Origin of the sequence: Serratia sp. OS31, assembly GCF_014164835.1 — a bacterium.
In the GTDB taxonomy this organism is placed as follows: Bacteria; Pseudomonadota; Gammaproteobacteria; order Enterobacterales; family Enterobacteriaceae; genus Serratia; species Serratia liquefaciens_A.
Window position 1 is genome coordinate 68,935 of record NZ_JACJFQ010000003.1, and the last position, 11,009, is coordinate 79,943.

At 53.3% G+C, this 11,009-nt stretch carries 11 protein-coding genes; 8 read left to right on the forward strand and 3 right to left on the reverse strand.

The features are described 5' to 3' along the window. Positions 1-91 precede the first annotated feature (91 nt). Positions 92-544, forward strand: a complete 453-nt coding sequence (locus tag H5P17_RS04230) for a YccF domain-containing protein (RefSeq protein ID WP_044549611.1) — start codon at positions 92-94, stop codon at positions 542-544. 26 nt (positions 545-570) lie between these two features. After that, positions 571-2,706 (forward strand): YccS family putative transporter, encoded by a 2,136-nt coding sequence (gene yccS / locus H5P17_RS04235; protein ID WP_182821463.1) that lies wholly within the window; start codon positions 571-573, stop codon positions 2,704-2,706. On the opposite strand, the gene H5P17_RS04240 is transcribed toward yccS, so the two are convergent. Further along, entirely contained in the window at positions 2,707-3,366 is a 660-nt protein-coding gene (locus tag H5P17_RS04240; protein ID WP_182821465.1) for a TfoX/Sxy family DNA transformation protein, read from the reverse strand. It lies immediately after the preceding gene. 232 nt (positions 3,367-3,598) lie between these two features. On the opposite strand from H5P17_RS04240, the gene sulA reads away from it, so the two are divergent. After that, positions 3,599-4,105, forward strand: a complete 507-nt coding sequence (gene sulA / locus H5P17_RS04245; RefSeq protein ID WP_044549608.1) for an SOS-induced cell division inhibitor SulA — start codon at positions 3,599-3,601, stop codon at positions 4,103-4,105. Positions 4,106-4,463: 358 nt separating this feature from the next. Then, positions 4,464-5,540: a porin OmpA gene (ompA, locus tag H5P17_RS04250; protein WP_020826172.1), complete on the forward strand. Its 1,077-nt coding sequence runs from the start codon at positions 4,464-4,466 to the stop codon at positions 5,538-5,540. Positions 5,541-5,647: 107 nt separating this feature from the next. Here ompA and matP read toward each other — a convergent pair whose 3' ends face one another. Further along, entirely contained in the window at positions 5,648-6,106 is a 459-nt protein-coding gene (gene matP / locus H5P17_RS04255) for a macrodomain Ter protein MatP (protein ID WP_182821467.1), read from the reverse strand. A 209-nt stretch (positions 6,107-6,315) separates the two neighbouring features. Here matP and H5P17_RS04260 point away from each other — a divergent pair, with 209 nt between their 5' ends. The 4 genes from H5P17_RS04260 (at position 6,316) to fabF (ending at position 10,582) form a co-directional block, all read left to right on the forward strand. Then, positions 6,316-8,067: a Lon protease family protein gene (locus tag H5P17_RS04260; RefSeq protein WP_182821469.1), complete on the forward strand. Its 1,752-nt coding sequence runs from the start codon at positions 6,316-6,318 to the stop codon at positions 8,065-8,067. Positions 8,068-8,135: 68 nt separating this feature from the next. Next, positions 8,136-8,654, forward strand: a complete 519-nt coding sequence (gene fabA, locus H5P17_RS04265; protein ID WP_012006178.1) for a bifunctional 3-hydroxydecanoyl-ACP dehydratase/trans-2-decenoyl-ACP isomerase — start codon at positions 8,136-8,138, stop codon at positions 8,652-8,654. A gap of 129 nt (positions 8,655-8,783) precedes the next feature. After that, positions 8,784-9,311: a helix-turn-helix domain-containing protein gene (locus H5P17_RS04270; RefSeq protein WP_182821470.1), complete on the forward strand. Its 528-nt coding sequence runs from the start codon at positions 8,784-8,786 to the stop codon at positions 9,309-9,311. Next, positions 9,308-10,582, forward strand: coding sequence for a beta-ketoacyl-ACP synthase II (gene fabF / locus H5P17_RS04275; RefSeq protein ID WP_182821472.1), 1,275 nt, complete (start codon positions 9,308-9,310; stop codon positions 10,580-10,582). The genes H5P17_RS04270 and fabF overlap by 4 nt, the downstream gene beginning before the upstream one ends. Before the next feature lie 64 nt (positions 10,583-10,646). Here the strand turns inward: fabF and rmf are convergent, their stop codons facing one another. Next, positions 10,647-10,817, reverse strand: a complete 171-nt coding sequence (gene rmf, locus H5P17_RS04280; RefSeq protein ID WP_071827009.1) for a ribosome modulation factor — start codon at positions 10,815-10,817, stop codon at positions 10,647-10,649. Positions 10,818-11,009 lie beyond the last annotated feature (192 nt).

Sequence of the window (11,009 nt, forward strand, 5' to 3'; positions counted from 1 at the left end):
AGCGCTAAAAAAAGGGTAGAATAGATTTTGCGTTTTGATAGCAAGCGCAACCGCATCGCGGTTTGGCCATCATTAGAGCAGAATGACGACTATGCGTACTGTACTGAATATTCTTAATTTTGTGTTGGGCGGCTTTTTCACCACCCTGGGCTGGTTGATCGCAACGGTGTTTAGCGTAGTGCTGATCATCACCCTGCCACTGACCCGCTCCTGCTGGGAGATCACCAAGCTGTCGCTGCTGCCGTTCGGCAACGAAGCGATTCACGTTAATGAACTGTATCCCGAAAAAAGTAATGTGCTGCTTTCCGCCAGTGGCTCGCTGCTGAATATTGTTTGGCTGATCCTGTTCGGCTGGTGGCTGTGCCTGTCGCATATCGCCGCCGGTATTGTGCAGTGCGTAACTATTATTGGCATTCCGGTGGGCATTGCCAATTTCAAAATCGCCGCCATTGCCCTGTGGCCGGTTGGGCGTCGCGTTGTCTCAGTAGAAATGGCGCAACAGGCCAGAACTGAAAATGCCCGTCGTCAGTATCAGCAGCGTTAATTTTTTCTCCGCCCGAGGAGTTTTTTGTGCTCTCTTTTGCACCAGCAATACGCCGTTACGCCTACAACAGCAACCTGCTTTATGACCTGCGTATTTTTATTGCGCTGGCCGGCGCAGCCGCCGTTCCCTGGTGGCTCGGTATTCCGAAACTCACCATTCCCCTGACGTTGGGGGTGGTGGCTGCGGCGTTGACCGATTTGGACGACCGCCTGACCGGCAGACTACGCAACTTGCTGATCACGCTGGTGTGCTTTTTTGTTGCCTCCGCCTCCATTGAACTGCTGTTTCCTTACCCCTGGCTGTTCGCTCTCGGCCTGACGACCTCCACCTGCGGCTTTATTTTGTTAGGTGCTCTGGGGCAACGTTACGCCACCATTGCATTTGGCGCCTTGCTGATCGCGGTTTACACCATGCTCGGCGCCTCAATGTATGACGCCTGGTATCAGCAGCCGATGCTGCTGATCATCGGTGCCCTGTGGTACAACCTGCTGACGTTGATAGGTCATCTGATCTTCCCTATCCGTCCTTTACAGGAAAACCTGGCGCGTTGTTACGACCAATTGGCCAATTATCTGGACGCCAAAGCCAACCTGTTTGATCCCGACGCCGAGCAGGATGCAGACCTGCCCTGGATGGACGTTGCTATGGCCAACAGCACGCTGGTGACCATCCTCAATCAAACCAAGGCTTCATTGCTGACCCGATTAAAAGGCGATCGCGGTCAACGAGGCACCCGCCGGACACTGCATTATTACTTCGTTGCGCAGGACATCCATGAACGCGCCAGCTCCGCTCACGTTCAATACCAGGCGCTAAGCCGACAATTCCGTCATAGCGATATCCTGTTCCGCTTTCAGCGCTTGCTCAGCATGCAGGCTCGTGCCTGTCAGCAGTTGGCCCAGTCGATTTTGATGCGGCAAAAGTATCAGCATAACGTTCGCTTCGAACCGGCCTTTGGGCGCATTGATGAAGCTTTAGCGCGCGTTACCCTTACCCCGGAAAATCGCGAGTTGACCAAGGCGCTGTCGCACCTGTTGAAAAATTTGCGCGCGATTGACGCACAGTTGGCAAATATCGAATCCGAACAGGCATTGGCCAACGGCCAGGTGGAAGAGAACAGCCTGTCGGATGACCGGCTCACCGGCTGGAGCGACATTCGCTTGCGCATCAGCCGCCATCTGACGCCGCAATCGGCCTTGTTCCGCCATGCCATTCGCATGTCTGTGGTGCTGTGTATTGGCTATGCCTTTATTCAATTTACCGGCATGCAGCATGGCTATTGGATCCTGTTAACCAGCCTGTTTGTCTGCCAACCCAACTACAACGCCACTCGCCGCAGGCTGGCATTGAGGATAATCGGCACACTGGCCGGTATTCTTGTCGGGCTGCCAATTCTCTATTTTGTTCCCTCGGTGGAAGGCCAACTGGTGCTGATTGTGATTAGCGGCGTTTTGTTTTTTGCTTTTCGCACCGTGCAATATGCACATGCCACCATGTTTATCACCCTGTTGGTATTGTTGTGCTTTAACCTGCTGGGCGAAGGTTTCGAAGTCGCCGCACCGCGCGTTTACGATACGCTGCTGGGTTGCGCCATCGCCTGGGCCGCAGTCAGCTTTATCTGGCCTGACTGGAAGTTCCGGCAATTGCCCACGGTGGTCAGCAAGACGCTGAACGCCAACTGCCGTTATCTGGACGCCATTTTGGTGCAATACCATCAGGGTAAAGACAACGGCCTTGCCTACCGTATCGCTCGTCGGGATGCGCACAACAGTGACGCGGAGCTGGCATCGGTGATTTCAAATATGTCTGCCGATCCCAAGGCCAATAAAGACGTTCAGGATGCGGCCTTCCGTCTGCTGTGTTTGAACCACACCTTGTTAAGTTATATCTCGGCGTTGGGGGCACACCGTGAACGCCTGAATAATCCTGCGACCCTGGATCTGCTGAATGATGCTGTCTGTTATGTCGATGGCGCCTTGCACCAAGAAGAACAGGACAGTCGGCGCATCACTCAGGCGTTGGAAAGCCTGGCTGAACGAATTCAACACGCGGCGCCGGAACCGGAAAGCAAAGATCAATTGGTGTTGCAGCAGATTGGGTTGGTGATTGAGCTCTTGCCGGAACTCACGATGCTCAATGCGCAAATAGGTAAATCGGCATAATCATTCGGGGCCTTTCATCAGGCCCTGGACTCTTGGGTTATGGCCGTGGCTAAGCAACATCATGGTGCGCTCAAACCAGTACGTCAGCTCGCTGCGTAATTCCCAAGGCAAAGCGGCGTGATGATAGCCGGCAATTGCCCCGCCCAACGAAAGCAGCACCCGCAGCCCTAAATTTTTTTGCTGCTGCAATAGCCGAAGATAACTGCGTTTGGCCCCGTTTAAGCGCAAATCATAAACATTACAAATACCGACTCGCCACAGCAAACGTTCCATGTTGATGTCGATGTTCGGTAAGGTTTTTAACCGACTCTGGTTGTCCGCTTTAACCTCTAGCTCCCGGCGCGCTTCGCGAATAGCCTGCCAGGCTAACCCAACCAACTCATCCCTATCACGCCACAGGGTCTCATCCACCCAGTAATAGCGCATAGTGATTGGCACACCACGTTTGGAGTAAACCATATTGACCATGCCGCGTGAGCGAAAGACCGATTCCAGCCCCTCCGTAGCGCGGAGATAAAGTTCTCCTTCAGCGATAACTGCGAACATGATGCCGTCGGCCAGTACCCCGTAGCCCCCGAACTGCGAGCGAGTAGTGATAGTGCCTAATGCGCAAAAACAAGCCTTGGCTTGTGCGATCCTTCCCGTTGATTTCCCTTTCATAACGTTCTCCTGGTGTGAGTTTCCGTTCTATCATTTCTCGTATCAATGAAATAAAACTAACGCGAACAAGTAATTAGAAAAATACGCACTATCCATGGGCATGCCAATCACAAAAGTCTGCCGTATAAAAAATGATCGCAATTATGCGAGGTGCTACGAAGATTTGGGTTGATCTTACTGACAACTGGATGTACTGTATAAACATACAGTGACACTACGGGCGGGATACTTTATGCGTACTCAATCACTCTACAAAACCCATTTCAGCCACACCTCTTTTGCGGTGAACAATGCTGCAGAAAACACAGATGCCGGCAACAAAAATGGCCTTATCAGTGAACTTGTTTACAACGAGCATCAGCCCGCGGTGGCGCAACTGCTGCTGCCTTTGCTACAGCAGCTGGGCATGCAGTCTCGCTGGTTGTTATGGCTGACCCCACAGCAAAAGCTGAGCAAAAGGTGGCTGCAGCAGTCCGGCCTGCCGGTTGGGAAAGTGGTGCAGCTGAGCCAAATCAGTCCGCTGGACACGGTTGAAGCAATGGAAAAAGCGTTACTGACGGGAAATTACAGTGTCGTACTCGGCTGGTTACCCGATCTTACGGAAGAAGATCGTCTAAAATTAAGACGTGCGGCAGAATTAGGTAATGCTTACGGGTTCATTATGCGTCCTCAACGTGACATAAACCCGATTCACGGACAGTGTTCCACCCTAAAAATTCACTCTTCTTTGTATCATTAAGTAAATTTAGGATTTTTCCCATCATTTTCATCGTTCTGCAAGGGAACCTTTATGGGATCAGGGGAAAAGCGAGTGCGGCTGCGGTTCCGCGGCCCAAAACGAAGGCTAAATTGCTCGTTTTTTTGCCGGTTAATGTTAGTAAATATGTACGATTCCGCGTTTTTTTTTAGAGCTTTATCACATCACACTTGTAACTTTCGCGCCACGTTGTAGACTTTACATCGCCAAGGTTGCTCTATAACGCCAGATAAACTGGCCGAGTAACAAACGAGGGCTCAAACCTTGGCGAAGGAATTTAACCAAGGGCTTAAAACAGCTTTAAAGCTCATTGCCTATTTGGATGATAACGAGGCGCAAAATGAAAAAGACAGCTATCGCATTAGCAGTGGCACTGGCTGGTTTCGCTACCGTAGCGCAAGCCGCCCCAAAAGATAATACCTGGTACACCGGTGCTAAACTGGGCTGGTCCCAGTACCATGACACTGGTTTCTACGGCAACGGTTACCAGAATGGTATCGGCAATGGTCCGACCCATAAAGATCAACTGGGTGCTGGCGCGTTCCTGGGTTACCAGGCGAACCAATACCTGGGCTTCGAGCTGGGCTATGACTGGCTTGGCCGTATGCCTTACAAAGGCAGCGTGAACAACGGTGCTTTCAAAGCACAGGGCGTTCAACTGGCAGCTAAACTGAGCTACCCAATCATCGACGATCTGGACATCTACACTCGTCTGGGTGGTATGGTATGGCGTGCAGATTCCAAAGCTAACTACGGCAATGGCACTCGTCTGAGCGACCACGACACTGGCGTTTCTCCGCTGGCTGCAGTGGGTGTTGAGTACGCACTGACCAAAAACTGGGCTACTCGCCTGGACTACCAATTCGTTAGCAACATCGGTGATGCAGGTACTGTCGGCGCACGTCCAGACAACACCATGCTGAGCCTGGGTGTTTCTTACCGTTTCGGTCAGGATGATGTTGTTGCTCCAGCACCAGCTCCGGCTCCAGCTCCAGTTGTTGAAACCAAGCGTTTCACTCTGAAGTCTGACGTGCTGTTCAACTTCAACAAATCTACTCTGAAAGCAGAAGGCCAACAGGCTCTGGACCAGCTGTACACCCAGCTGAGCTCCATGGATCCTAAAGATGGTTCTGTTGTAGTTCTGGGTTACACCGACGCCGTTGGTTCTGACCAGTACAACCAGAAACTGTCTGAAAAACGCGCTCAAAGCGTTGTTGACTACCTGGTATCTAAAGGTATTCCTTCAGACAAAATCTCTGCACGTGGTATGGGCGAAGCTGATTCCGTCACTGGCAACACCTGTGGCTACAAAGCTGGCCGTGCTACCAAAGCACAGATCGACTGCCTGGCACCAGATCGTCGCGTAGAGATCGAAGTTAAAGGTATCAAAGACGTTGTAACTCAGCCACAAGGCTAAGCTACCACTCTTAGTAAAAAACCCCGCTATGCGGGGTTTTTTTTCGCTCTAAATCAGCGGAACTGGCGACGAGCCGCCTGCCACCGAACGGGGACTGGCGAGCTGACTTACTGTTCGTCTTTACCGAGAATGGCTTTTAAATCCTGTTTCAGCGATGACATCTGACTGGCATACTTCTCTTTACGTTCCGCATCTTCAATCAGCTGGACCACGGTTTCTGACAAAGTCACGCCACGGCGACGAGCCAGACCGGCCAAACGCTGCCAAACCAAAAACTCCAGATCGATAGATTTTTTACGCGTATGTTGGTGTTCTGCGTTAAAATGACGTTTACGCCGCGCACGGATTGTTTGCTTCATCCGGTTATCCAATTCCGGATTCATATGGTGGCTAATCCACGTCAGCACTTTAACCGGCTCATTTTCCAGTTTCAGCAGCTCGTCAATGGCTTCCTGAGCAACGCTGTTTTCGATGTGGCGGGTAATAGTTTCCCCTTCCCGGTGCTTCTTCACCAGGTACTTCCATTTCCAACCGCTCTCCAGATTTTCCAGTTGCTGATATTTCATCATGAGCTCTTTAGTGACCGCGTAACTTTAATTAAGCATAACAGCTTTACGCCGAATTTCCCCGGCAATTACCCCGCTTTTAGACTGTTTTTTGCACAGTCATCGCGCGATGTCAAACTCCCTGACACCAACTACGACTCTGCATGTATCAAGCTGTCGTTATTCTTGTATAATCGCCCTTTCCCTTTTTGACGATTGCATCTAACACTTTGACCAATAACCGACTTGAATGGCAATCACTGTTGCCGGACGTTACGCCTTATCAAGCGATATTTGATACCGCCGCGCAGTTGGCGCCCGTGTCCTTTGCTTCCATTCAGCCTCGGCTGGAAAATGCACTGACGCTGTTTTGCCATCCACAGTCGCCACCGCGTTTCATGTTGTTGAAAGCGCAGGAAACGCGTGAGTATCTGGCATTGATCGCCCAGGCAGTTGAACAACTGCAACCGCAGAATACCGCGTTTAAGGGCAGTCACTATGTGATCCAGGGCAGCAAAGTCAGCGTTGAACCCGCCAGCCAGGGTGATGAAGCCTTTGCGGCCGGTGGCGCCTGCGTGTTTCAGGAGTGGATTGAGCCGGAACAGCTGTTTGGCTGCGTCAGGATCCACAACAATGAAATCAGCCTGCAGCCTGGCCTGGTGCATAAAGCCAACGGTGGTGTGCTGATCCTGTCGGCACGCTCCCTGCTGGCTCAGCCGTTACTGTGGCTGCGGTTGAAGCAAATGATCACCCAGCGCCAGTTCCATTGGGTTTCCCCGGATGAAACACGACCGCTGCCGATTGCCATTCCCCCGATGCCGTTGGAATTACGGCTAATCGTTGTGGGCGATCGCCACGGCCTGGCCGATTTCCATGATATCGAGCCGGAGCTGAGCGAGCAGGCGGTCTACGGCGAATACGAAGAAGATCTGCAACTCACCGAAATCGATGACATGGTGCAGTGGTGTGGCTACGTCAACGCCCTTATCGACGAGAAGCAATTACCATCGCTGGCCGCCGATGCCTGGTACCCGTTAATGGTTCAAGCCGTGCGTCACAGCGGCGATCAGGGCAATCTGCCGCTCTCCCCTCTGTGGATCAGCCAACAACTTTCTGAAGCGGCGCTGTATGCCGAGGAAGAGTGCATTACCGCCAAAGCATTCGAAGCCGCATTGAATGCCCGCGAGTGGCGTGAAAGCTACCTCGCAGAGCGGATGCAGGATGAAATTGAGCTGGGCCAAATCCTGATTGAAACCGAAGGTGAAGTCGTCGGCCAGATCAACGGCCTGTCGGTGTTGGAATATCCTGGCCACCCACGCAGCTTTGGCGAGCCTTCTCGCATCAGCTGTGTGGTGCATCTTGGCGATGGTGAATTTACCGACGTTGAGCGCAAGGCCGAACTTGGCGGCAATCTGCATGCTAAAGGCATGATGATTATGCAGGCGTTCCTGATTTCCGAACTGGAACTGGACCAGCCGCTGCCCTTCTCGGCTTCAATCGTGTTTGAGCAATCTTACGGCGAAGTGGATGGCGACAGCGCCTCACTGGCCGAGTTATGTGCGCTTATCAGTGCACTCTCGTCGCAGCCAATTACCCAGCAGATTGCGGTAACCGGCTCCGTCGACCAATTCGGCAATGTACAGCCTATTGGCGGCGTCAACGAGAAGATCGAAGGCTTTTTTGAGGTTTGCCAACGTCGCGGTTTGACAGGCAAACAGGGCATCATCATGCCCGCCACCAACGTGCGCCACCTGTGTCTACGCCAGGACGTAGTCGATGCGGTGCGCGAGGGGCAATTCCATCTGTGGGCCGTCGACAGCGCCGCAGAGGCCTTGCCATTACTCACCGGTTATCCTTACTCTGATGAACAGCAACCTAATCTGTTAGCTGCCATTCAGGAACGGATCGCCCAGGTGAATCCGCAGGAACGCCGGCGCTGGCCGTGGCCACTTCGTTGGCTCAACTGGTTCAACCACGGCTGATCGGACTTGTTCAGCGTACACGTGTAAGCTAACCTGCGCCCTTCATTAAAATAAGGTTTACTGAGAACATGGTAGAAAAACGCGACTCCTATACGAAAGAAGACCTCGAAGCATCCGGCCGTGGCGAGCTGTTTGGCGCCGGCGGCCCGCCGTTGCCGGCAGGAAACATGTTGATGATGGACCGCGTGGTCAAGATGACCGAAGACGGTGGCACCCACAACAAAGGTTATGTGGAAGCGGAACTGGATATCAATCCTGACCTATGGTTCTTCGGTTGCCACTTTATCGGCGATCCGGTGATGCCGGGCTGCCTGGGTCTGGATGCCATGTGGCAGCTGGTAGGCTTCTACCTCGGCTGGCTGGGTGGCGAGGGTAAAGGCCGCGCGCTGGGCGTGGGTGAAGTTAAATTCACCGGCCAGGTATTGCCGACCGCGAAGAAGGTCACCTACCGCATCAACTTCAAACGCGTGATCATCCGTAAGCTGATTATGGGTGTGGCTGATGGTGAGGTTCTGGTCGATGGCCAGGTGATTTACACCGCCAGCGATCTTAAAGTGGGCCTGTTCAAGGACACTGCTGCGTTCTAATCGCAGTCACGGCGGCCCTTCCCGGTCGCCGTTTATTTTCCCGCCATTATTGTGCTCTGAGCTTTTAAACCTCAGGTTCATGGCGGCTAAATAGTTACTACAATTATTGTAGTAACCAGGAGGTATGCCATGCAGAAAACCCGTTTTGACAACGTGCCATGCCCCGTAGCCCGTTCTCTGGATCGCGTAGGAGAATGGTGGAGCATCCTGATACTGCGCGATGCATTTCACGGCCTATCGCGATTTGACGAGTTCCAGCAAAGTCTGGGGCTTTCACCCACCATATTGACCCGTCGCCTGAAATACCTGGTGGAGAGCGGTATTCTACATAAACAGCAATATCAAAACCGGCCAGTACGGTATGAGTATCTGCTCACCGAGCGCGGTAAAGATTTCTTCCCGGTGATTGCGGCCCTTCTCCATTGGGGGAATACCCATCTGGCCGATGACGGCATTAGCGCAGAACTGGTCGATCGCCGTACCGGGCAGCCAATACGTTTAGCACTGATCGACAGCATTACTCAGCAGCCTATCGCGCTGCATAATATTACCTTAGCACCAGGGCCGGCGGCGACCGACGGTATGCGCCAACGCGCGGCCCTGATGCAGCAGAACCTTTCTGCATTCCCCTCAGAATCATCCAAGGAGTCACTATGAACAGTCGTCGTATAGTCATTACCGGCATGGGCGCCGTTTCGCCACTGGGATGCGGCGTAGAGGCTATCTGGCAGCGTCTGCTGAATGGCCAGTCCGGCATTCGTCCGCTCCCGGAAGAGATCGTTGCTGACCTGCAGGTAAAAATCGGTGGGCAGGTGCCTTCGTTGGAACAGGATCCCGAGGCGGGTTTCGACCCCGACAGTGCTGTACCGCCAAAAGACCAAAAGAAAATGGACCGCTTTATTCTGCTGGCGATGGCGGCGGCCGATGAGGCCATTCGTCAGGCAGGTTGGACAGCGGATACGGAAGATAAGCAGGAGCGCACCGCAACCGTGATTGCCTCAGGTATTGGTGGCTTCCCGGCGATTGCTCACGCAGTGCGTACTACCGACAGCCGGGGCGCCAAACGCCTTTCGCCATTTACCATTCCCTCTTTCCTGGTCAATCTGGCGGCCGGTCATGTGTCGATTAAGCACCAGTTCAAAGGCCCGATTGGCGCCCCCGTTACTGCGTGTGCCGCAGGGGTTCAGGCCATCGGCGATGCCGTGCGCATGATTCGTAACGATGAGGCCGATATCGCGCTGTGTGGCGGTACAGAAGCCGCAATCGACACCGTCAGCCTCGGGGGCTTTGCCGCAGCGCGCGCCATGTCCACGACGTCACCTGAAGAGGCAGAAAAAGCCTCTCGGCCTTTCGATAGCGCGCGTAACGGTTTTGTCATGGGGGAAGGTGCCGGCATGCTGGTTATTGAAATGCTGGAACATGCGCTGGCACGCGGCGCCACGCCGCTGGCAGAAATTGTCGGCTACGGTACCAGTGCCGATGCCTACCATATGACCTCCGGTGCTGAAGACGGCGACGGTGCCTATCGCGCAATGAAAATTGCTCTGAAGCAGGCCGGTGTCGCACCGGAGCAAATTCAGCACTTGAATGCCCACGCCACCTCAACACCCGTCGGTGATTTGGGCGAGATCAACGCCATTAAACACCTGTTCGGCACCGGGGGCGGCGTAGCCATCACTTCGACCAAATCGGCTACGGGGCATTTACTCGGCGCTGCGGGCGGGCTGGAAACCATATTTACGGCGCTGGCCCTGCGCGATCAGATCGCACCGGCCACGCTGAATCTGGATAATCCGGACCCGGCGGCCGAGGGGTTGCATCTGGTGGCCAATAAAGCTCAACCAATGACCATCAACTACGCGCTGTCGAACGGCTTTGGCTTTGGCGGCGTGAATGCGAGTATCTTGCTGAAACGCTGGCAGGGGTAAGGCTGTTTAAACAAAAACCTCCGCCTGGAGCGGAGGTTATTCCTTTTTTTTGACAGGGAGCCGCTTAAGCGGTCACAGCCCTGTCTTCCATGGCTTCTCGCCAACCTCCCAGCCATTGAGACCGGGCGTCCACAGATGATTGGTAGGGACAATATTCCCTCGAACGCCCTAAAATACCTGCCTGATAACCTCTAGAATGCGCCCTTTCCAGACGATCGCGTTTCTGTCTCTTCATGCCTCGTTTCCCTCATATTTGGTCTGGTGGAAAGAAAACAATGGCTGCTTTTTGTGCAGCCACGTATAAGCAATAGCGCTAAATGAAGGGAAGATCAATGCGCAAAATTCACGCCAATGTCATATTTGTGAGCTACACACGCAGAATATGCTAAGTGGCTGATATGCTGGGAAAGAGGTTAACCAATTGAAA

Excerpts from the sequence above, each read along its gene's own strand:
- H5P17_RS04230 (WP_044549611.1), top strand. The coding sequence starts at position 92 with ATGCGTACTGTACTGAATATTCTTAATTTTGTGTTGGGCGGCTTTTTC.
- H5P17_RS04240 (WP_182821465.1), bottom strand. The coding sequence starts at position 3,366 with ATGAAAGGGAAATCAACGGGAAGGATCGCACAAGCCAAGGCTTGTTTT.
- sulA (WP_044549608.1), top strand. The coding sequence starts at position 3,599 with ATGCGTACTCAATCACTCTACAAAACCCATTTCAGCCACACCTCTTTT.
- ompA (WP_020826172.1), top strand. The coding sequence starts at position 4,464 with ATGAAAAAGACAGCTATCGCATTAGCAGTGGCACTGGCTGGTTTCGCT.
- matP (WP_182821467.1), bottom strand. The coding sequence starts at position 6,106 with ATGAAATATCAGCAACTGGAAAATCTGGAGAGCGGTTGGAAATGGAAG.
- fabA (WP_012006178.1), top strand. The coding sequence starts at position 8,136 with ATGGTAGAAAAACGCGACTCCTATACGAAAGAAGACCTCGAAGCATCC.
- H5P17_RS04270 (WP_182821470.1), top strand. The coding sequence starts at position 8,784 with ATGCAGAAAACCCGTTTTGACAACGTGCCATGCCCCGTAGCCCGTTCT.
- fabF (WP_182821472.1), top strand. The coding sequence starts at position 9,308 with ATGAACAGTCGTCGTATAGTCATTACCGGCATGGGCGCCGTTTCGCCA.
- rmf (WP_071827009.1), bottom strand. The coding sequence starts at position 10,817 with ATGAAGAGACAGAAACGCGATCGTCTGGAAAGGGCGCATTCTAGAGGT.